This is a genomic window from Pseudomonas svalbardensis (genome assembly GCF_030053115.1).
Classification (GTDB): Bacteria; Pseudomonadota; Gammaproteobacteria; order Pseudomonadales; family Pseudomonadaceae; genus Aquipseudomonas; species Aquipseudomonas svalbardensis.
The window spans coordinates 2,973,292-2,992,890 of sequence record NZ_CP125619.1; the positions used below are offsets into that span (position 1 = coordinate 2,973,292).

Annotated in this window: 19 protein-coding genes; 9 read left to right on the plus strand and 10 right to left on the minus strand. The window is 60.8% G+C overall.

Features of this window, described 5'->3' with window-relative positions:
• The first annotated feature begins 4 nt into the window (after positions 1 to 4).
• The 7 genes from QFX16_RS13720 (at position 5) to QFX16_RS13750 (ending at position 4,496) form a co-directional block, all read left to right on the plus strand.
• A complete protein-coding gene (locus tag QFX16_RS13720) occupies positions 5 to 1,585 on the plus strand; it encodes an aldehyde dehydrogenase (NADP(+)) (RefSeq protein WP_283184342.1) in 1,581 nt (526 codons plus the stop codon).
• A 201-nt stretch (positions 1,586 to 1,786) separates the two neighbouring features.
• Positions 1,787 to 2,083 carry a DUF5629 family protein gene (locus QFX16_RS13725; protein ID WP_283184343.1) on the plus strand — a complete coding sequence of 99 codons (297 nt, stop codon included), beginning with the start codon at positions 1,787 to 1,789 and terminating at the stop codon, positions 2,081 to 2,083.
• Positions 2,076 to 3,245, plus strand: coding sequence for a lactonase family protein (locus QFX16_RS13730; RefSeq protein WP_283184565.1), 1,170 nt, complete (start codon positions 2,076 to 2,078; stop codon positions 3,243 to 3,245). The genes QFX16_RS13725 and QFX16_RS13730 overlap by 8 nt, the downstream gene beginning before the upstream one ends.
• Before the next feature lie 155 nt (positions 3,246 to 3,400).
• Positions 3,401 to 3,580: a hypothetical protein gene (locus QFX16_RS13735; RefSeq protein WP_008030101.1), complete on the plus strand. Its 180-nt coding sequence runs from the start codon at positions 3,401 to 3,403 to the stop codon at positions 3,578 to 3,580.
• Positions 3,581 to 3,788: 208 nt separating this feature from the next.
• Positions 3,789 to 3,914: a hypothetical protein gene (locus tag QFX16_RS13740; RefSeq protein ID WP_255141673.1), complete on the plus strand. Its 126-nt coding sequence runs from the start codon at positions 3,789 to 3,791 to the stop codon at positions 3,912 to 3,914.
• 115 nt (positions 3,915 to 4,029) lie between these two features.
• On the plus strand, positions 4,030 to 4,242 hold the full coding sequence (locus tag QFX16_RS13745) for a hypothetical protein (RefSeq protein WP_283184344.1): 213 nt from the start codon (positions 4,030 to 4,032) through the stop codon (positions 4,240 to 4,242).
• Positions 4,239 to 4,496 carry a hypothetical protein gene (locus QFX16_RS13750; RefSeq protein WP_283184345.1) on the plus strand — a complete coding sequence of 86 codons (258 nt, stop codon included), beginning with the start codon at positions 4,239 to 4,241 and terminating at the stop codon, positions 4,494 to 4,496. The genes QFX16_RS13745 and QFX16_RS13750 overlap by 4 nt, the downstream gene beginning before the upstream one ends.
• Before the next feature lie 23 nt (positions 4,497 to 4,519).
• Here the strand turns inward: QFX16_RS13750 and QFX16_RS13755 are convergent, their stop codons facing one another.
• From QFX16_RS13755 to QFX16_RS13765, 3 genes are read right to left on the minus strand one after another with little or no spacing between them, the layout of a single operon-like run.
• Positions 4,520 to 5,116: a glutathione S-transferase gene (locus tag QFX16_RS13755; RefSeq protein ID WP_283184346.1), complete on the minus strand. Its 597-nt coding sequence runs from the start codon at positions 5,114 to 5,116 to the stop codon at positions 4,520 to 4,522.
• Complete coding sequence (locus QFX16_RS13760; RefSeq protein WP_283184347.1) at positions 5,113 to 8,754, minus strand: AAA family ATPase; 3,642 nt, start codon at positions 8,752 to 8,754, stop codon at positions 5,113 to 5,115. Before QFX16_RS13760 ends, QFX16_RS13755 begins: the two co-directional genes overlap by 4 nt.
• Positions 8,751 to 9,995 carry an exonuclease SbcCD subunit D C-terminal domain-containing protein gene (locus tag QFX16_RS13765; RefSeq protein WP_283184348.1) on the minus strand — a complete coding sequence of 415 codons (1,245 nt, stop codon included), beginning with the start codon at positions 9,993 to 9,995 and terminating at the stop codon, positions 8,751 to 8,753. The genes QFX16_RS13760 and QFX16_RS13765 overlap by 4 nt, the downstream gene beginning before the upstream one ends.
• Before the next feature lie 201 nt (positions 9,996 to 10,196).
• Between QFX16_RS13765 and QFX16_RS13770 the strand changes: the two genes are divergently transcribed.
• Complete coding sequence (locus QFX16_RS13770; protein ID WP_283184349.1) at positions 10,197 to 11,780, plus strand: ABC-F family ATP-binding cassette domain-containing protein; 1,584 nt, start codon at positions 10,197 to 10,199, stop codon at positions 11,778 to 11,780.
• 6 nt (positions 11,781 to 11,786) lie between these two features.
• Here the strand turns inward: QFX16_RS13770 and QFX16_RS13775 are convergent, their stop codons facing one another.
• The 7 genes from QFX16_RS13775 to QFX16_RS13805 all read right to left on the minus strand — a co-directional run bounded on the left by QFX16_RS13775 (position 11,787) and on the right by QFX16_RS13805 (position 19,273).
• Positions 11,787 to 13,439 carry a BatD family protein gene (locus QFX16_RS13775; RefSeq protein WP_283184350.1) on the minus strand — a complete coding sequence of 551 codons (1,653 nt, stop codon included), beginning with the start codon at positions 13,437 to 13,439 and terminating at the stop codon, positions 11,787 to 11,789.
• On the minus strand, positions 13,436 to 15,175 hold the full coding sequence (locus tag QFX16_RS13780; RefSeq protein ID WP_283184351.1) for a tetratricopeptide repeat protein: 1,740 nt from the start codon (positions 15,173 to 15,175) through the stop codon (positions 13,436 to 13,438). The genes QFX16_RS13775 and QFX16_RS13780 overlap by 4 nt, the downstream gene beginning before the upstream one ends.
• Positions 15,172 to 16,251 (minus strand): vWA domain-containing protein, encoded by a 1,080-nt coding sequence (locus QFX16_RS13785; RefSeq protein ID WP_283184352.1) that lies wholly within the window; start codon positions 16,249 to 16,251, stop codon positions 15,172 to 15,174. The genes QFX16_RS13780 and QFX16_RS13785 overlap by 4 nt, the downstream gene beginning before the upstream one ends.
• Positions 16,244 to 16,738 (minus strand): DUF4381 domain-containing protein, encoded by a 495-nt coding sequence (locus QFX16_RS13790; RefSeq protein ID WP_033054673.1) that lies wholly within the window; start codon positions 16,736 to 16,738, stop codon positions 16,244 to 16,246. The genes QFX16_RS13785 and QFX16_RS13790 overlap by 8 nt, the downstream gene beginning before the upstream one ends.
• A complete protein-coding gene (locus QFX16_RS13795; protein WP_283184353.1) occupies positions 16,735 to 17,679 on the minus strand; it encodes a DUF58 domain-containing protein in 945 nt (314 codons plus the stop codon). The genes QFX16_RS13790 and QFX16_RS13795 overlap by 4 nt, the downstream gene beginning before the upstream one ends.
• Before the next feature lie 5 nt (positions 17,680 to 17,684).
• A complete protein-coding gene (locus QFX16_RS13800) occupies positions 17,685 to 18,644 on the minus strand; it encodes an AAA family ATPase (protein WP_064677924.1) in 960 nt (319 codons plus the stop codon).
• A 275-nt stretch (positions 18,645 to 18,919) separates the two neighbouring features.
• Positions 18,920 to 19,273, minus strand: a complete 354-nt coding sequence (locus QFX16_RS13805) for a hypothetical protein (RefSeq protein WP_008150802.1) — start codon at positions 19,271 to 19,273, stop codon at positions 18,920 to 18,922.
• A 98-nt stretch (positions 19,274 to 19,371) separates the two neighbouring features.
• On the opposite strand from QFX16_RS13805, the gene QFX16_RS13810 reads away from it, so the two are divergent.
• Positions 19,372 to 19,572, plus strand: a complete 201-nt coding sequence (locus QFX16_RS13810) for a hypothetical protein (RefSeq protein ID WP_283184354.1) — start codon at positions 19,372 to 19,374, stop codon at positions 19,570 to 19,572.
• Positions 19,573 to 19,599: the final 27 nt, after the last annotated feature.

The window sequence follows — 19,599 nt, forward strand, 5'->3', positions numbered from 1 at the left end:
AGGCATGACCCAGATTCTTGGTCACAACTACATCGGCGGTCAGCGCAGCGCTGCCGGCGAAATCATCGTCAAAAGCGTTGACGCCAATACGGGCGAAAACCTGCCTTACAGTTTCCACCAGGCCACCCTTGAAGAAGTCGATGCCGCCGCCAAGGCTGCCGCCTCGGCTTACCCAACCTATCGCAGCCTGAGCGCCGAACGTCGGGCGCAATTTCTCGACGCGATTGCCGATGAACTGGACGCGCTGGGCGATGACTTTGTAGCGCTGGTCTGCCGCGAAACTGCGCTGCCAGCGGCACGGATTCAAGGCGAGCGCGGTCGCACCAGCGGTCAGATGCGCCTGTTCGCCAAGGTGCTGCGTCGCGGTGATTTCTACGGTGCGCGGATCGATCAGGCATTGCCTGAGCGCAAACCGTTGCCGCGTCCGGACTTGCGTCAGTACCGCATCGGCCTCGGGCCGGTCGCCGTGTTTGGTGCCAGTAACTTTCCGTTGGCGTTCTCTACGGCTGGCGGCGACACCGCGTCGGCGTTGGCCGCCGGTTGCCCGGTGGTGTTCAAGGCCCACAGCGGTCACATGGCCACAGCCGAACGGGTGGCCGACGCGATCATCCGCGCCGCAGAAAAAACCGGGATGCCGGCTGGCGTGTTCAACATGATCTACGGCGGTGGGGTCGGCGAAGCGCTGGTCAAGCATCCGGCGATTCAGGCGGTAGGCTTTACCGGTTCGTTGAAGGGCGGTCGTGCGTTGTGCGACATGGCTGCCGCGCGTCCACAACCGATCCCGGTGTTCGCCGAGATTTCGAGCATCAACCCGGTGATCGTGTTGCCACAGGCGCTGCAAGTTCGCGCCGAATCGGTCGCCCGCGACCTGACCGCTTCGGTGGTTCAGGGCTGCGGTCAGTTCTGCACCAATCCCGGTTTGGTGATCGGTATTCGTTCGCCGCAGTTCAGCGCGTTCGTGCAACAGGTGGCGAGCCTGATCGGCGATCAGCCGGCGCAAACGATGCTCAATGCCGGGACCTTGAGCAGCTATGGCCAAGGCCTGCAAAAACTCCTCGCTCATCCGGGAATCGAACAACTGGCCGGTCAGCCACAGCAGGGTAATCAGGCCCGGCCGCAACTGTTCAAGGCCGATGTCAGCCTGTTGATTAATGGCGATGAAGTGCTGCAGGAAGAGGTGTTCGGCCCGACCACGGTGTTTGTCGAAGTCGCCGATCAGGCGCAACTCAGCGCCGCATTGAACGGCCTGCACGGGCAGCTGACGGCGACGATCATTGGCGAGCCGGCAGACTTCGAGCAGTTCGCTGAGCTGACGCCGTTGCTGGAACAGAAGGTCGGACGGATCCTGCTCAACGGCTATCCGACCGGCGTGGAAGTCTGCGATTCGATGGTCCATGGCGGGCCGTATCCGGCAACTTCCGATGCGCGCGGCACGTCGGTCGGCACCTTGGCCATCGACCGTTTCCTGCGCCCGGTGTGTTTCCAGAACTACCCCGACAGCCTGCTGCCGGATGCCTTGAAGAATGGCAATCCGTTGCGTATTCAGCGATTAGTGGACGGCCAGCCATCCCGAGACGCCCTCTAACAGCAAACCGCAATCCCCTGTGGGAGCGAGCCTGCTCGCGAAGACGGAGTGTCAGTCGACATCATTTTGACTGATACATCGCCTTCGCGAGCAGGCTCGCTCCCACATTTGTTCTTTGTCGTTAGTGAGTTTTGTGCCGGGCGCGGGACCGCTGCCACATTGAGCTATCATTGCGTCTTTCCCATTCAAAGATTGACTGCCATGACTGCCGCAACCGACACCTTGCTCGCCACCCTCGAACACTGCGATATGGTGGAAATCGACGGGCTGCACGCCTTCGAATTCTCCCTCGATGAAGACGATAACCTGCACATCGAATGCTTGGACGGTCGTGTGTCCAAGCACTGGGAGTTCACCCCGGCCGAAGTCGAGGCCGCGACCTTCGATCCAACCCTGCAAAGCTGGCTGATCACCGGCAGTTCCGGTGAGCACCGGTTGGTGTGCATGACCGCGTTCCGCGGTGATGACGACGAGGAAGAAGTGAATGAGGATGCGTAAGCTCTGGCCACTGTTGATGGCCGGTAGCGTCGGCGCGATGGGTTTTCAGGTTGCCTCGGCCGAGGACTATCAGTTGCTGGTCGGTTCCTATACAGCTGGTCAGAGCCAGGGGATTTATCGCCTGAACTTCGACGCCGCCACTGGGCAGATCGACGCCAAACCACTGCAAGTGATCAAGAGCGAAAACCCATCCTGGCTGACCCTGTCCACGGACCAGCGTCAGCTGTTCGTGGTCAACGAAAACGGCCCGGGACAGACCGATCCGGTAGGGCGCGTCAGCAGTTATGCGATCGATCCAAAGACCCATGAACTGAGCCTGATCAATCAGGTGCAGAGTCTGGGCAACGAGCCGACTCATTCGAGCCTCGGCTTTGAAGCCAGCCACCTGTTTGTCAGCAACTATTCGGTGGCTGAAGATCCGGGTGGCACGCTGGCAGTATTGCCGGTGGGCGCCGATGGCAAGCTCAAACCCGTGGTGCAAATGAGCAGCCATCCATCAAGCCGGGTCAATCCCGAGCGGCAGATGTCGGCGCACGTGCATTCAACGGTTTCGTCGCCGGACGGCCAGTATGTGTTCTCCAACGACTTGGGCGCTGACCAGATCTTTGCCTACCGCTTCGACCCGAAGGTCAACCCGGAACTGCCCTTGACCGCCGCTACACCGGCGTCCGTCCAGTTGCCACCCGGCAGCGGCCCGCGTCATCTGCTGTTCAGCGCCGATGGCAAGCACGCGTGGCTGACCATGGAAATGAGTGCGCAGGTTGCGGTGTTCGATTACAAGGACGGCCAACTCAAGCAAACGCAGATGGTCGAGTTGGCGACGGGGCAGCCCGTTTCGGACAAGGCAGCCGCTGCGCTTCACGCATCGCGCGATGGCAAGTTCCTCTACGTCAGCAACCGTGGCACCGCCAATCAGCTGCTGGTGTTTTCCATCGATCCTGCGAGCGGGCACCTCAAGGAGCTGCAGCGCCGTTCCGTTGAAGGTGATCACCCGCGCGAGTTCAGCCTCGATCCGAGTGGCAAGTTCTTGTTGATCGCTAACCAGAAAAGTAACCAGATTGTCGTCGTCGAACGCGATTCAAAGACAGGCCTGCTGGGTAAAACCGTGCAAAAACTGCCGATGAATGCCCCGAGCGACCTCAAGTTCCTGGTGCGTCAATAGGCCGCAGGCCCCGGTTGATGGGGCCTGCATCCTTCTATTAATGACGCTGATATCTGCTAATGCTACAAAAGATTTCAAGGCGCCAACCTCGAAGGTTAAGTTTGCTTCACGGCCCCACCGGGCAAGCAAGCCAACTGAATCCGAGGAACACCGCCATGAATTTCAATCTCTTCTCCGTAATCGCCGCTTCCGCTATCTCTGCCACCGTTGCGTTGCCAGCCAGCGCCAACGTTGAAATCAGCGACAAAAAATCCCACGCCCAAAGCTACACCCAGAAATACCTGCAACAGAGCGCAAACTTTTACGCGGCTCTGGATCACAAGACCCAAGCCTGAAATTTGAACCCTGCACCTTTTATGCAGGAGCGAAGTCACTTGCGCCGATCGAGCTGAAACGCTTCGAGAGACCTGAGTGATGTCGCTCCTGCATAACGCGTTTACGACAGCATCATATTGCTATCAATGTATTGCTTGATATCACATGGCCATAAGTTTAAATTTGACGCTGATTTTTTGACTCCTTCTCCTGATAAGGATCGACAGCATGGCAATGCGTCTGGCCGTGGTTCTTCTGTTTCTCTATTCCACCCCCATTCTTTCGGCTGCCCAGCCCGTTCCAGACGAGCCGGATGCGGCCCGCGAGCGCTTGATGAGTTTTATTGAAGACTGAAATGGACTGGCTTAATGATCAACGAAGTTGATGGTCACTATGGATAACCCTGAGTGGTTATCACCGCTTTTTTGATCGATTCTCTGGGCATCGAAACATGCCTGCGGAGAACATCATGGCCAGCGCAATCATCACTTCTGCCAAACACGGCGCCTACCTGACTATCGGTCTTTACGTAGTCCTGGTGCTGGTTGTCAGCCTCTCGCCTCAAACGCGCCAACCTCTTGAAGCGCCGATTCAAGTCACTCATCCCGGCATCCAGTTTGAACACCGTTCGCACAGCGCGATGGTCGATCAGGCTGAACTCGCAGGAGTCGCCGGGGAATGAAAGGGCACAGACTTTGGGTCATCGCCTTCCTGGCGTTCATGACCAATGGATCTTCCTTGTTGGGGATCGGACAGGGCTCGGCGGGGTCGGTGGCGCGGACTATCGAAGCCAATCACAACCTTGCTCGCAACATTGAAACCGCGAAGGCCCTGGGGCTGCTGGCCGGCAACCCACCGATCAAACGCCAGGGCAGTTTTTTCGGGCCGTTCCACGTGGATTGCTCGGCGTTGGAGATGTGTGCAGTGTTGGCGTGAATGCCAGCAGCCACAATGGACCGTTACTTCGCCATTATTCCGATGAAAAGCTCCGACTCCACAAACCGCTGCAACCAATCCTGCAAACGGCGATAGGGCGTCTGCCCGAACCACTCGCGATCCACATGGGCGAATTGCCGCACGAACGGCATCAGCGCCACATCCGCCAGGCTCGGATGCTCGGCCAGCAAGTAGTCGCGTCCCTCCAGCAACTCATCGAGCCTGCGCAAAAACACCTCGCCCTCGGCGCGATAAAACACCATTGGCTGCTCGGGGTATCGCTCGGCGTACTTGTAGCGATTCAGGTGCACCTTGAACACCTGATCGTTTTCTTCGATCAGCTCGGCGATGAGTTGCTGACCGACAGGATCATCCTTGAGCAACCAATCCTGCGGATCGTTCTGCGCCAGGGCCCAGTGCATGATCGCCAGGCTTTCATCGATCACCTGACCGTCGACGCTCAGTACCGGCACCGTGCCTTTGCTCGACAGCGCCAGCATTTCCGCAGGTTTGGCCTTCAGGCTGACCTCGACGATATTCACCGCAACGCCGGAATAACGCAGGGCCATGCGCGCCCGCATCGCGTAGGGGCAGCGGCGGAAGGAATACAGCGTATTCATTTCACCTCCAGGGTACTCAGGCCGTTGCCCTGACGGCGGACCTGAATCTGCACCGGAATCCGTTCATGCATTTCCTGCACGTGTGAAATCACCGCGACTTTTCGTCCCTGCGCTTGCAAGCCGTCGAGAGCATCCATGGCCAGTTGCAGGGATTCCGGATCAAGGCTGCCGAAGCCTTCATCGATGAACAATGATTCGATTTTCAGCGTGCTCGATGCCATCGATGCCAGGCCCAAGGCCAGGGCCAGCGACACCAGGAACGTCTCGCCGCCGGACAACGAATGCACCGAACGCAGTTCATCACCCATCTCGGTGTCCATCACCAACAAACCGAGCATGCTGCCGCCACGTTTGAGGCGATAGCGCCGCACCAGTTGGCGCAACTGAACGTTGGCGTGATGCACCAGCAGGTCGAGGTTGTAGGCCTGGGCGATCTTGCGGAAGGTGTCGCCCGTGGCCGAACCGATCAGTGCATTCAAACGTGCCCAGCGCTGGTATTCGGTGTAGGCGTCGGCGATCTGCTGCGCGAGGGCCTGATTGGCATTTTGCCGGCGCTGATCCTCGGCCTGTTCGGCGCGCAGTTCGGCGCAACGGTGTTCGCCGGCGGTGAACAGGTTTTGTAGCTCGGTAAGCGCTATCGCCAGTTGTTCGGCGTCGAGATTGCCGTTGTGCTGTGCCTGGTGATTGAGCAGACGCTGATCGCGTTCCTGCAACAGAACCTTGGTTTGTTCGATGGCTTTTTCGCTTTGCTGCAATTGCTGACGCAGTTCGCTGACCTGCTGGTCGTCGACACTCAGCAGATCTTCCAGACCACCGTCATCCAGTTCCGGATGCAATGCGCGCCAGTCGGCGATCTTGCCGCTCAGCTCGCGATCTTCGGTTTCCAGCGCCTGCCAGCGTTCCTGCTGGGCCTTGAGTTCGGCGCCCAGTTGCACCAGCCGCGTACGCACGGATTGCAGTTCCTGATTGGCCGTCGCCTCAGCATTGCGCGCCTGTTCGACGGCTTGATCCAGTTTCTGCTGCCACTGCTCGGCGCTAGTGTGTTCGCCGAGCAGTTGCGTGAGTTTTTGCTGGCAGACCTGTTGCTGGTCGGCGAGGGCGGTGAACTGCTGGCGGGCCGTTTCCAACTGCTGGATGCGCGTGAGTTGGCGGTCCTGTTCTTTCTCCAGCGTCTGCTGCCGTTGTTGCTGCTCGCCGAGTTCATCGCGTTGCTGATCGAGTTGTTCCAGCCGCTGGGCGATCTGCCGGTCCAGTTGCATGAAGGTCGCGGCCGGTTCGTGGCGCAGCGCTTGCAGCGTATCGGCCGGGAGCAGGGTGCTGAACGCCGTCAACTCCTCGTCCAGACGCTGGTGATCACTGCTCAACTCACGTTGCTGGTTGGCCAGGTGCTGGGCAGCTTGCTGGCTCGCCGCTTCAGCGCTACGCAGTTGCTGTTGAAGGCGCGCGGCGTCCTGTTGCAGGGTGAGCAGGGCGGTTTGCCGTTGTTCGTCCTGAGTGATGCTTTGGTTCAACTGGTTGTTTTGCTGCACCAGCCAGGCATCGCGTTTAGCCGCATCCTGCGTCAACAGCTGCGCAGATAACGGATGTGCTTCAAGGCTCGGTGCCAGGTTCTGCAGCTGGGTCGCGAGGTGTTCTTGCTGTTGCAGCAACTCCTTTTGCTGCGCAATCACGCCGCCCACTTCTGCGCGCAGTTCAGTGAGCTTTTCTTTCAGCAGGTCGACGGCTTTTTGTGCGTTGGCCTGTTCGCTTTCATCATGCCGGCCAAGGCTCTGCAGCAGGGCTTCGGGCTGATGATAAGGATGGTCGGGGCTGCCGCAGACTGGGCACGGCTGATCGTCTTGCAACTGCTCGCGCAGTTCTTCGACGCTGGCGCTGCGGGCCAGACGCTGGCGTTCCAGCAATTGGCGGGTGACGGTCAGGGTTTGTTCTGCAACGACCAACTCGTTCTTGGCCTTCACACCGTCCTGGGTCAGACGTTCTCGTTCTTGCTGAGCGGTCAGCTGGCGCTGCTGGAGTTCGGACGCGCGCTTGTCCAGTTCCTGCTGACTGGCCCACAGGCGCGTCAGCTCTTCAAAGGCCCGCTGCTGCTTACGGTTATCCTGCAACAGACTACCGAGAATCTGAATCTGCTCGGCCACCGCTTCCGGTTCGGCACCGGCCTCCTTGTACAGCACTTCAAGGCTCTGGCGTTGAGTGGACAGGTCCTCGGCAGCGCGAGCAGCGCTTTGTTCCAGGGCGGCCAGTTCGGCCTGGCCCTTGTTCAGGCGATTGCCGATCAGCATCAGCTGTTGCAGGCGATCACGGTAGGCGTTCCAGGCATCGCTCAAGGGCGCCAGAGGGGTGCTTTGCTCAAGCTCCCCGGCAATCCGCTGCAAACGTTCGACGACCTGTTTCTGTTGGTCGAGCAAGCCTTGGATCGTGTTTTGGCCCTGAGTGCAGGCCAGTTCCGCCTGCTGCTTGAGGTCGGCACTGAGACTGGCGTCTTTGACCAGGCGGGCGAGGTTGCTTTGCTCTTCAAACGCCTGACGCAGCAGCGGAGCGCTAGAGGTGTGTTGGCCTTGGGCCGCGACCAGTGCGGTCTGCGCGGCGCTCAGGCTGTGTTCGAGTTGCGCTTGGCGCTCATACAGTTCGGTTTGCTGTTGGGTGTGCTGCTGAATCTGCGCGGCCAGCGGTGTGAGCTGGGCAGTGAGTTCTGTTTTGCGGGCGAACTGGTGCCGTTGCGGGGCCAGTTGCTCCAGGCGAGTCAGCTTCAAACGTTCGCCGGCCAGAACTTCCCAACGCTGCTGGGCCGATTGCAACTGCTCGGTGGCGCTCTGCTGCTCGTCCTGCAATTGACGCAGGTCCTTGAGCCAGGTGTGTTGCAATTCCAATTGCTTGAGCTGCGCTTGCTGGGTCTTGAGTTGTTGCTGAGCCTCGCTGAATCGTTCATCGAGTTCTGCCCGAGCTTCTGGCGACAATGGCGTCACGCCGGTGGCCTGGTCCTGCAGCAGCTTGTGGGTTTCGCGAGCTTCTTTGGTTTTGTCGAAAGCCCGGCGGCCGAGGCGCGTATAGAGCGCGGTGTCGGTGAGTTTTTCCAGCAGTTCGCTACGCTCGTTGTCGTTAGCCTTGAGAAAAGCACTGAATTCACTCTGGGCCAGCAGCACCGCGCGGGTGAATTGCTCAAAGTTCAGGCCCAGTACGGATTCGAGATGGATTTTGAATTCAACTTTCTGACTGGCCAGCAGTTGATCCAGATCGATGTCGCGCAAACTCTGACGGCTGGCTTGCAGCTTGCCGCCGGCCTTCTCGCGGGCGCGATTAGCTTCCCAGCGAGCGCGGTAGCGACGGCCATCGATGCCAACGAAATCTACTTCGGCATAACCTTCACCCGTGCCACGACGCAGCAGCGTGCGGGGGTCGCCAGTGCTGATCTCGCCGTCAGCGTCTGGCGCTTTGGCAGACACCTGAGCATTGCTAAGCCGAGGCACAGCACCGAACAGCGCCAGGCACAAGGCGTCGAGCAAGGTGCTTTTACCGGCGCCGGTCGGCCCGGTGATCGCGAACAGACCGGCGCTGGCCAACGGCTCAGCGGTAAAGTCGATTTCAAAGGGGCCGGCCAGTGAGGCGAGGTTTTTCAGGCGGATCGCGAGGATCTTCATGGTTGTTCGCTCTCCATCTGCACGTCTTGCAACAGCTCGGCGAAGTCCTTGAGGGTTTGCTCGTCGACCTCGCTGCCGTAATTGTCCTGCCAGGCGCGGCTGAACAGTTCCTGAGGTGAGAGCTGGTCGAGTTCGATCAAGGTCGTGCCGTCATCGACGCCATCGCGGCTGCCATTGCCGGCATATTCAGCGGCGATCCGCACCAGGCGCACGGCTTTGCCTTGCAGGGCGGTTTCCACTTGATAACGCAAGTCGGGTTGCGGCTCATCGAGGCGCACCCGAACTTCCAGCCACGGCTGGCGTTGGATATCGGCCAGCAGGTCGATGTTCGGCAAGTCGGCCAGTTGCAGCAGGATTTCCGCCAATGGCGCGGGACCGATGCGTTGCAGATTCACCGCCCGGGGGATCAGTTTGGGTTCGACGCTGATCAGGGTTTCGCCCTCGAGTTTGATGTCGAGAATCTGGTGCTGATAGCCAATCTCGGAGAACGACAACGGAATCGGCGAGCCGCTGTAGCGGATACGTTCCTCACCATTGACCTTCTGCGGCTTGTGCAAGTGGCCGAGGGCGACGTAACTGATGCTCGGCCCGAACAGGCTGGCGGGCAGCGCTTCGGCGTTACCGATGATCAGGCTGCGCTCGGAGTCTTCCGAGACCGAACCGCCGGCCATATGCGCGTGGCTGATGGCGATCAGGGCTTGACCTGGTTTGCGCTTGGCATTGGCCGCTTCGATCAGCCATTCGTGAACCTGACCGATGCCGCGCAGGTAGTTGTCACCCAGGTGCGCGCCGGTTACTTCGGCGGGGCGCAGGAACGGCAGCGCCAGGCACCAGGCGACGGTTTTGCCTTTGGCATCCGGCAATGGCAGCAGCAGGCGCTCGGCGTCGAGTTGACCGTCATCCAGCCACAGCACACGACCCAGCGCATGCGTGCGCAAACGCCGCATCAACGGCGCGGGCAGTTCAATGCGCGAGCCGGAATCGTGGTTGCCGGCGATCATCACGATGGTCAGCTTCGGCTGCTGTTCATGGGCGCTGACGATGAAATCGTAGAGACGCTCCTGGGCTTTGACCGGCGGATTGACCGTGTCGAAGATATCGCCGGCGATCAGCAGCACATCAGGCTGGTCCAGCTTCAGCTGACACAGCAGCCACTCAAGGAAACAGCCGTGTTCGAAATCGCGTTCCTGGCCGTGCAGGTTCTGCCCGAGGTGCCAGTCGGAGGTGTGAAACAGACGCAAGGTGAACTCCGTGGGAAATAAGGTGATGGCCGCGAGGAAAATGACAACGGCGAAAGGGGAGAGAGTTTACTGGCAAAAGACCGGGGATGCTGAAAGCCTTGAAAGATAGCCTGTCGATTGGGTGGTGCAGCTTCAGTATGGTAGAGGGCAGTCGAACGCTGTTGCGCAGCATCAGGGAGTTTTAATGTTTAAGGAGGCGTCATGACTCAACAGTTACTTCAACTTGATCAAGTGTCGTACAACCTGCCCGACGGGCGCGTTCTGTTCGATCACTTGAACCACACCTTCAGTGCCAGGGCCACCGGCATCGTGGGCGCCAATGGCTGTGGCAAGTCTTTGCTTGGCCGGCTCCTGACGGGGGAGCAACTGCCCACAAGCGGCATCGTCCGTCGCGAAGGGCGGGTTTACTCCGTGGCCCAGTTACTGGAACCCGAGCGCTATCCCAGCGTTGCCGCACTGGCCGGGGTGGCCCCTATTCTGGCGGCACTGGATCGCATTGCCCAAGGCAGCGTCGACGATGACGACCATTCGCTGGCAGTCGATCAATGGGATTGCGCCACACGCCTTGAGGCGGAGCTGCAGCAGATCGGCCTGGGTCATTTGAATGCCGACGCGCGCACCGACGCACTCAGTGGTGGCGAACGGCAACGGGTGGCGTTGCTGGGGGCGTGGTTATCCAGAGCCGACTGGCTCATTCTGGATGAGCCCAGCAACCACCTGGATATTGATCAGCAACACAAGTTATCGCAGCAGATCGATCGCTGGCCCAATGGCCTGGTGTTGATCAGCCACGACCGGGGTCTTCTGGAGCACGTGAACGAAATTGTCGAGCTTTCACCCTTGGGGCTGGCGGTTTATGGCGGCAACTACAGTCAGTATGCGGCGGCACGCGAGCAGGAACAGCAGTCGTTCCAGTCGGCATTGCAAGGTGAGCGGGCGCAGGCCAAGCGCGAGCAACGTGAGATGGCCGTGCAGATGGAGCGTCAGCAACGGCGTAATGCGCGCGGCGACCGTCAGGCCCGTGACGGCAATCAGACCAAGCTGATCACCAACGCCCAGAAAGAACGCAGTGAAAACAGTCAGGGAAAATTGCGCCTCAATCAACAGGTGGCCCGGGAGCAGCAGCAACAACGGATCGCCGAGGCCCGTGCGCGGTGCGCGCCGGACATTCAACGCATGATGTTGTCTCCGGAAAGCGCAGTGCCCAATGGCAAACTGATTGTGCAGCTCAACGACGTCATTCTCCCGTTCGGTTACGCGGCGCCGCTCAATCTGACGCTGACGGGGCCTATGCGCATGGCAATCCTGGGCGCCAACGGCAGCGGCAAGTCGACCCTGTTGCGAGTGATCGCCGGCCAACTGCCGGTGCGCGAAGGCGAACTCATTCGCAGTTGCCATGTTGGCTGGCTGGATCAACACGCCGGATTACAGTCCCCCGAACGCACGGCGGTGCAATGGCTCTACGAGAGTAATCCGCAGTTGCCCGAAGCCGAGGCGCGAACCCGGTTGGCGCAGATGGGCATTGATGCGGATCGTGCGACGCTCAAGACCTGTCAGTTGAGCGGCGGCGAACGCCTGAAAATAGCACTGGCTGCGCAGTTATATGCACAGCGGCCACCGCAATTGCTATTGCTGGACGAACCGGACAACCATTTGGACTTGCCCAGTAAAATTGCGCTGGAGCAGATGCTCAATCAGTACCAAGGGGCTTTGATCGTCGTCTCTCACGACAGCGCTTTTTTACAGGCCATTCATCTGGACGCCGAGTTCCATCTCAACAGCTAGGGACCGTTACTTCGGATAAAGCGGCGGCAATCCGCTGTCGCCCACCGGATCCTGAGCCCGCTCGGCAATCGGAATTGCCTTGATCGCACGCCACAGATCGCCACCTTGCCAATGTTGGCCGGTTTCGCTGTAGAGCGCGCCGTTCAAGCCATCGAGGGCGTCGGACAACGGCACAAAACGCGCCGCCATATCGGCCAGGGTTTCCGGTTGTTGCCGGGCCCAGGCGTCGAGGGCCTGGCGGGTGGCGTGGGAGTCGTTGGCCTGACAGGCGCGCTTGAGATCGTCGAGCACGGTGCGCGGGCTCGGGCCGGTCTGCGCCGCGCGCAGGATCGCCGGTTGCCAGCGGGCGCGCCACCAGAGACCGAAGCCCAGCAGGGTGGTGCAGGCCAGGATCAGGGTGCTAAGTTTCCACCACCAGAGGGCTTCATTGTCGGCCGCGGAAAAGACTTGAGGCGTGCCGGCCGGGGTGTCGACCATCAAGCTCGGATTATTCGCCACTGGCAGGGTTCGGGCCGGCAGACTGCTGTGATCCAGGTGGTCCTCGAAGGTGTTCCACCAGACCACTTCAACCGCGGGCAACTCGATTGCGCCGCTACGCGTGGGTACCAGCGCTTCACGGTCTTCGCGACTGCCGATCAGGCCTCGTTCGCTGTTCTGGTTGCCCAGCACCGGTTGATCGGGGTAGCGCCGCAAGCCGTTGACGTCGGTGGCGGGCAGCGGTGGCAATTGCGAACTGTCCAGCCCCTCAGCCTTTACCGTCAGGCTGCGGGTCAACGAATCACCCACCTGCGCATGATCCGGTTCTGGGTTCCAGCTTTCGCTCAGGCTGAGGCTACGGGCCGGCAGCCATGGCATGTCGGCCGGGTAGGTGATGGGTTTGGCTTTGACCGTCAGCAGAATCTCGGCGGAGCTGACCCGCATCAGCTTGCCGGATTTCGGTGCCTGGGAGGCGGCGTCTTGGGCGGGCTGTGCGTCCACGAGTGCAGCATTGAATATCTGCGGCGGAATGACCAACTCACCGCTGTGTTGCGGGTAGATCGCGTAGCGCATCTCGATCACGCCGTGGCGCTGGCCATTGATGTCTTTCTCGTAGGTGCGCGCCTCGCCCAGTTGCTCGATGCGCACATCGGGGATCTGCAAGGGGGGCAGGCTGCTGTCGTCGTACAGCGACACCGAATGGTAGATGCGCAAGGTCAGGATCGCCTGGGCCTGCACGTACACGCTGTTTTGATCGAGGCTGGCGTCGATGAACACCGGGGCCCGTTTGGTCAGGCTGTCCTGGGTTTCGGTTTCGACCACTTGCACGGTGATTGGCTGGCTCTGCACGTCACCCAGTTGCAGTGACGGAATCACCACGCTGCCGTTCTGCCGAGGCAGTAGGGTGATGATCCAGCGGGTGGTCGCACGGTTGTCGCCATTCAGGGTGGTCAACTGGTTGACCTGACGGGTGCCGCGCACTTCGAACAGCGGCTCCAGCGGTGTCAGATCAGGCTTGCCGAACTGCGTCACGTCGTTGGATTCCAGGGTCAGTTCAATCGTCTCGCCGCTGTTCAGGCGACTGCGATCGACACTGGCGACCAGCCCGGCTGCCTGTGCCTGAACAGTGCAGAGCAACAGGGCGGGCAGCAGTGCGAGCAAGAAAGCGGTGAAGCGGGTCATCGAGTTTTTCCCTGATCCTGATGTTGTTGCTGTTCGTACCAGAATTTGCGTCTGAGCAATTCACCCGGGTCATCCGGGATCTTGCGCAGCCATTGTTCCAGCGCCTGGCGCTGTTCACCATCGATGCTATCGCTGGCCGGGCGCATCGGTGGTCGGGTGCTGTCTTCATTCCCCAGCTCGCTGCCCGGGACTTCATTGGTGCCGGGTTTCGACGACGTTTTGCTCTGTTGGTCGGAGTCCGTCGTGGCTTGTTGGCCGTCGGTTTTCGGTTCGCCCTTATCCGACGGTTGAGTGGCCGCGCCCGGCGGCGGTTCTTGCGTGGGGGGCTCGGTCTCGTTGCCGGCGTTTTTGTCCGGTGCAACGGGCGGTGGAGTGTTTTTCTGCTTGAGCAGACTTTCCACCAGCGTCTTGTTGGTCAGGGCCGGGCGCAAATCCGGTTGACGCTCCAGCGCCTGTTCGTAGGCATCCAGCGCGGCTTCCAGCTCACCGCTTTTGGCCAGGGCGTTGCCACGATTGTAGTGGGCGTGGGCGTCGCTGCCTTCGGCGAACCGCTGGGCGGCGCCGCTGTAGTCGCCTGCCTCGTAGAGCGCCACACCTTGCCATTGTCGATCTTCGAAATGCTGCGCAGCCTCGGACGGACGCTTCTGCTTCAGCAAGATCAGACCCTGTTGGTCGGGTCGCAGCCACAAATCGTTGAAGTCGAAGGCATAACTCGGTTGTGGCAGCAGCAAGAGCAGTGGCAGGCAGAACAGCCAGCCGCGACGACCGGCGCACGCCGCCAGCAACAACAACGGCAACAACAGCCAGTAACCTTGATCGGCCCACGTATCGAGGCGCAGGGTCTGGCCGTCGTTGCGCAGCGCGCGTGGACCGTCGAGCAAGCCGAGGGCGCGCAAGTCGGCATCGTCCAGGCGCGCGTGGCGATAAAGTCCGTCCAGGTCGTTGGCAAAGGCTTTCAGGCTGGGTTCGTCCAGATGTGGCACCAGAATCGCACCTTGGTCATCCTTCAGAAAACTGCCGTCCTCCTGGGTGATCGGCGCCCCTTCGGCAGTGCCGATACCGAGCATCAGAAATTGTGTCGACTTGCCGTCCAGCGCCTGCTGAATCCCTTGTCGTTCCTGTTCGGTCAAGGTTGAACCGACCAGCAGGATCCGCCCGTCACCGAGGGCACCCTGATCCAGCAGGGCAAGGGCCTTGGTCACCGCGAGATCAGCGCGATGTCCTGCTTGGGGCATCAGCGAAGGCTTGAGGGCATCCAATAGATTGCGGCTGGTCGACAGGTCATCCGACAGCGGGACCAATGTGTGAGCGCTGCCGGCGTAGACGACGATCGCGGTCTGGGCATCGCTGCGGTTCTCCAGCAGGTCGAACAGTTTGCGCCGGGCCTGTTCCAGCCGGTTGGGTGGTACGTCGGTGGCGAGCATTTCCGGGGTCAGCTCAAGGACCACGACCAGCGGGTCGGCGGGTTTCTGGCTGGCTTGCTCGACACGTTCCCAGCTCGGCCCGAGCAGCGCCAGAACGGTCAGCACCCAGGCACATCCAAGGATGACCCACGGCAATTTGCTGTCGCGACCGTTGCCACCACTGAGCAACGCCGCATGGAAGGCCGGTGGCAGAATCATCTGCCAGCGCCCGGCGCGTTTCTGCCGATGCCAGAGTTGCCAGAGCAACCCGCCGAGCAATGGCAACAACAGCAACCACCAGGGGCGGAACACGTACGGCCAGAGTGCACTCATCGGCGCCTCCGCAGACGCAGGCGTTTAAGCCGCTGGCGCCAGTCGGGCAGTTGCGATTGCAAAAACAGATCCTTGGTAAACAGTCGCCGCAACGGGTTGTCCGGCCAGCGCTCGCGAACCACCAACAGCATGCTCAACAGCAACGCTATCGCCAAAGGCCAGTGGTACAACGCCTGCGCCGGGCGGGCCTGAGTCGGTTGCTGGGTCACCGGTTCCAGTTTATCGAGGGTGTCCTTGATCGCTTGCAGTTCCTTGTCATCGTGGGCGCGAAAATACTGGCCGCCCGTGGCTTCGGCGATCGCCATCAAGGAGGGTTCATCGAGGTCGAGGCTCGGGTTGACCCCCAGGAAACCCAAAGTGCCGCTTTGCTCCGGATCGGCGCCGATACCGATCGGGTAGATTTTCACGCCTTCGCTAGCTGCCAGTCGCGCAGCCGTGAGCGGATCGATTTGGCCACCGTTGTTGGCGCCGTCAGTGACCAGAATCAGTACGCGACTGTGTGCCGGGCGTTGGCGCAGGCGTTTGAGCGCCAGGCCGATGGCATCGCCGATGGCGGTGTTCTTGCCGGCGATGCCGATCCGCGCTTCGTCGAGCCACACGCGCACCGTGTGCCGGTCGAACGTCAGCGGTGCTTGCAGATACGCCTGGCTGCCGAACAGGATCAGGCCGACGCGATCGCCGTCGCGACTTTCAAGGAAGTCACCGATCAAGTGCTGAACCAGCGTGAGTCGACTGACCTCTTCGTCCTGCCATTGCATGTCGGGGTAATCCATCGAGCCAGACACGTCGACCGCTACCAGCAGATCGCGACCGCTGGCGGCGATGGGCAGCGGTTCGCCAAGCCATTGCGGGCGCGCCGCGCCCATCAGGAGCAACAGCCACAGCAGCATGAACGGTGCCTGTTGGCGCCAGGCCGGCAGGTTGGCCCGAGCCCGGCGGCGGGCCAGGCCTTCGAGGTCGCCGAGGAAGCTGACTTTGAGCGCCGGCTCGCCACTGTCGGCGACAGGCAGCACGACGCGCATCAGCCAGGGCAGCGGCAACAGGGCAAAGATCCACGGCCAGGCGAACTCAAACATGTTTACGAATCCAGGTGTCGACAGCCTGCGTCAGGCCGGCGATGGCCTTGTCGTCGAGTTTGCATTCGGGTTTGTAGGCGCCTTCGACCAGCACCATCCAGCGGGTCAGGCCGGCAGCCGGGCAACGATTGTCGAGGAATGCCAGCCATTTGCGCCCATTGAGGGTATGGCTCTGGCTGTAGGGGTAATGGTTGCGGCACAGGCGTTTGAGCAAACCGTTGAGTTGCTGCAACCAAGCACCGGCCGGAGCGCCGTCGTAGGGTTTGGGCATCCGCGCCAGTTCTGCCAGCGCGGCGAGGCGCACCGGGTCCAGCGGTTGTTCGGCGCGCACGATAGGGCGTTTGTTCGCAAAGAAGTGCCTGGCCTTCCACAGACCGAAACCGATCAGAGGCAGTAACAACAGCAACAGCCACCAGCCCGGCGCCGGTGGCCAGAATTCGATCGGTGGCGGGGAAATCAGTGGTTGCAGTTGATCGAGGCTGCTCATCGGCCTTTCCCCGGTTTCTGCGGGTTCAGGTACTCGCGCAGTTGCTCGACCATCTCGCTCTGGGTGCTCAGGGGCATCAGCAAAACCCGCAGCTTCTGCGCCAGCAGCTCCCAGCGAGCGATACGCGCTTCGGCCTGGGCGCGATAGGTCTGGCGCAGCTCGAAATTCAGGGTGTCGAGTTCCAGTTGCGCACCGCGTTCGGCGAAACGTAAAAGTCCGGCGGCGGGCAAGGCGTGATCCAGTGGATCGGATACGGGCAGCAGCAATAGATCGCAATGCCGCGACAACAAACTCAGCTGTTGTTCGGCGCCCTCGGTCAGGGTGCGTTCGTCGCAGATCACGATCACCAGGCTGCCGGGACGCAATACTTCCCGGGCGCGACGCAGGGCAATGTTGAAGGCGTCCCGGTCCGGCTCGCTTTCCGTGTGCAGCGACTGATTGACCCGCACCAGACGGTTGAGCAATTGCAGCAGGCTCTGTTTGCTGCGTCGTGGCTTGATTTCATAGTGCTCGTTGTTGCCAAACACCAGTCCGCCGACCCGATCGTTATGACCCAGTGCAGCCCAGCCGATCAGGCTCGCGGCCTGGGCGGCGAGCACCGATTTGAACATCAGTCCCGAGCCGAAAAACAGCCGGCGACTTTGTTCGACCATGATGAAAATCGGCCGCTCGCGCTCTTCATGGAACAGCTTGGTATGGGGTTCCTGGGTGCGGGCGGTGACGCGCCAGTCGATGCTTCGCACGTCATCGCCGGCCTGATAGACCCGCACCTGATCGAAGTCCACCCCGCGTCCGCGCAGTTTGGAGTGGTGCAAGCCGATCAGCGGGCTGCGCTGGCTCGGTGTGGAAAACAATTGCACTTCACGCACGCGATGGCGCATCTCGATCAGCTCGGCGAGGCTGACACGGATGCCCGGCTCGGGCGGCAGGAGGGCGTTCATCGGGGTCAAGCGACGGCTACGACGTCGAGAATCCGCTGGACCACCCGGTCCTGGTCGATGCCCGCGGCTTCGGCTTCAAAGGAAAGAATGATGCGGTGACGCAGCACATCGAACAGCACCGCTTGAATGTCTTCCGGGCTGACGAAGTCGCGACCGGCCAGCCAGGCGTGGGCCCGGGCGCAACGGTCGAGGGCGATCGAGCCGCGTGGGCTGGCGCCATAGGCGATCCACTCGGCCATCTCCGGGTCGAACTTGGCCGGGGTGCGTGTGGCCATGACCAGTTGCACCAGGTATTCCTCCACGGCGTCGGCCATGTACAAGCCGAGGATTTCCTTGCGCGCGGCAAAAATCGCCTGCTGGCTGACCCGGCGCTCGGGCTTGGTTTCGCCGTTCAGTGCTTCGCCACGGGCCTGTTGCAGGATCCGACGTTCGACGGCGGCGTCCGGGAAGCCGATTTTCACGTGCATCAGGAAGCGGTCGAGCTGGGCTTCGGGTAACGGGTAGGTGCCTTCCTGTTCGATCGGGTTTTGCGTGGCCATCACCAGGAACAGCGGCGACAGGTCGTACGTGCTGCGCCCGACGCTGACCTGGCGTTCGCCCATGGCTTCGAGCAGGGCGGATTGAACCTTGGCCGGGGCGCGGTTGATTTCGTCCGCCAGCACCAGGTTGTGGAAGATCGGGCCTTGCTGGAACACGAAACTGCCGGTTTCCGGGCGGTAGATTTCCGTGCCGGTAATGTCCGCGGGCAACAGGTCGGGGGTGAACTGGATGCGATGGAACTGTGCTTCGATGCCTTCGGCAAGTTCTTTGATGGCCTTGGTCTTGGCCAGGCCCGGAGCGCCCTCGACCAGCATGTGGCCGTCGGCGAGCAAAGCGATGAGCAAGCGCTCGATGAGTTTTTCCTGGCCGAGAATCTGCGTTGAAAGAAAGGTTCGCAGCGCTAGCAGCGCTTCACGATGTTCCATCGATGACTGTTCCTGGAAAGGGTGACCGAAGACGTTCGAATAACGCCAGGGCTGGGGGCGTTACTTTAATCTATCGCGGGGGGCGGCGACTAACGGCATTTTGTGCAAAGTGTGGGAAATGGTTGGGGGGTTGCAGGGCGCGTAGGGGGATGGTGTTCTTTCGGGCCTCTTCGCGAGCAAGCCCGCTCCCACATTTGATCGCGTTCAGCCAGGAGAAATGCGATCGAATGTGGGAGCGGGCTTGCTCGCGAAGGCGTCCGCTCAGGCGCTGAGATTCAAAGCTGGCTGATGTAGGTGCCAGTGCCCTTGAGGATGTTCTGCAACGTTTCTTCCACTTCGGCCAAATCCGCCGCATCAGTGCTGTGAATGATTTCCAGCGAATCATCACCGTTCAGCGCATCGGCGTCAGCGGCAGCGATTTCGATCAACAGTCGGGTAGGGCTGAGGGTGACTTTCACGCCGTCCAGGGTTGAAGGCTCGTCGCCGAGGCTGATGTCCAGCGCGTCCTCGTCGGGGTAGCGGGTCATCAGGAACATATCGCCCTGATCGCTGTGGCAGCAGAGCATGGCCATGTTGTCTTCTTCGTCATCGCACGGGTTGACGATCAAGAGGGCGGTGGTCATTTGCATGGGGAATTCCTGGCTCGACGAGCATTGTGAAGACGAACAAAGGACGATTCTGCCAGCAGACGGGAATTTCTGCTCGCCTGGTTGTCAGAGGATGTGTCGTGAACATCTGGGGTGTTGCTGGTCATTTCTGGTACGGATGTGCCGCAAAAACGGGCTTAAACCCCCGTTTTGTCGTGCGGCTGCTAGTGTTGTTCGATGCACAAGGCGCAAGCTGCGTACCGATGACCGAATATGTCGCAGCGCTGCAAGCACGGGGCTTGCCGCACTGGTTAAGCTGCGCAACGGATGAGCACCTGTAAAGGCATTGTGCTGTACCTTGCCCAGTC

Bases quoted from the DNA above. Each gene is read 5' to 3' on its own strand.
- QFX16_RS13720 (WP_283184342.1), top strand. From the start codon at position 5: ATGACCCAGATTCTTGGTCACAACTACATCGGCGGTCAGCGCAGCGCT.
- QFX16_RS13725 (WP_283184343.1), top strand. From the start codon at position 1,787: ATGACTGCCGCAACCGACACCTTGCTCGCCACCCTCGAACACTGCGAT.
- QFX16_RS13730 (WP_283184565.1), top strand. From the start codon at position 2,076: ATGCGTAAGCTCTGGCCACTGTTGATGGCCGGTAGCGTCGGCGCGATG.
- QFX16_RS13735 (WP_008030101.1), top strand. From the start codon at position 3,401: ATGAATTTCAATCTCTTCTCCGTAATCGCCGCTTCCGCTATCTCTGCC.
- QFX16_RS13740 (WP_255141673.1), top strand. From the start codon at position 3,789: ATGGCAATGCGTCTGGCCGTGGTTCTTCTGTTTCTCTATTCCACCCCC.
- QFX16_RS13745 (WP_283184344.1), top strand. From the start codon at position 4,030: ATGGCCAGCGCAATCATCACTTCTGCCAAACACGGCGCCTACCTGACT.
- QFX16_RS13750 (WP_283184345.1), top strand. From the start codon at position 4,239: ATGAAAGGGCACAGACTTTGGGTCATCGCCTTCCTGGCGTTCATGACC.
- QFX16_RS13755 (WP_283184346.1), bottom strand. From the start codon at position 5,116: ATGAATACGCTGTATTCCTTCCGCCGCTGCCCCTACGCGATGCGGGCG.
- QFX16_RS13760 (WP_283184347.1), bottom strand. From the start codon at position 8,754: ATGAAGATCCTCGCGATCCGCCTGAAAAACCTCGCCTCACTGGCCGGC.
- QFX16_RS13770 (WP_283184349.1), top strand. From the start codon at position 10,197: ATGACTCAACAGTTACTTCAACTTGATCAAGTGTCGTACAACCTGCCC.
- QFX16_RS13775 (WP_283184350.1), bottom strand. From the start codon at position 13,439: ATGACCCGCTTCACCGCTTTCTTGCTCGCACTGCTGCCCGCCCTGTTG.
- QFX16_RS13780 (WP_283184351.1), bottom strand. From the start codon at position 15,175: ATGAGTGCACTCTGGCCGTACGTGTTCCGCCCCTGGTGGTTGCTGTTG.
- QFX16_RS13785 (WP_283184352.1), bottom strand. From the start codon at position 16,251: ATGTTTGAGTTCGCCTGGCCGTGGATCTTTGCCCTGTTGCCGCTGCCC.
- QFX16_RS13790 (WP_033054673.1), bottom strand. From the start codon at position 16,738: ATGAGCAGCCTCGATCAACTGCAACCACTGATTTCCCCGCCACCGATC.
- QFX16_RS13795 (WP_283184353.1), bottom strand. From the start codon at position 17,679: ATGAACGCCCTCCTGCCGCCCGAGCCGGGCATCCGTGTCAGCCTCGCC.
- QFX16_RS13800 (WP_064677924.1), bottom strand. From the start codon at position 18,644: ATGGAACATCGTGAAGCGCTGCTAGCGCTGCGAACCTTTCTTTCAACG.
- QFX16_RS13805 (WP_008150802.1), bottom strand. From the start codon at position 19,273: ATGCAAATGACCACCGCCCTCTTGATCGTCAACCCGTGCGATGACGAA.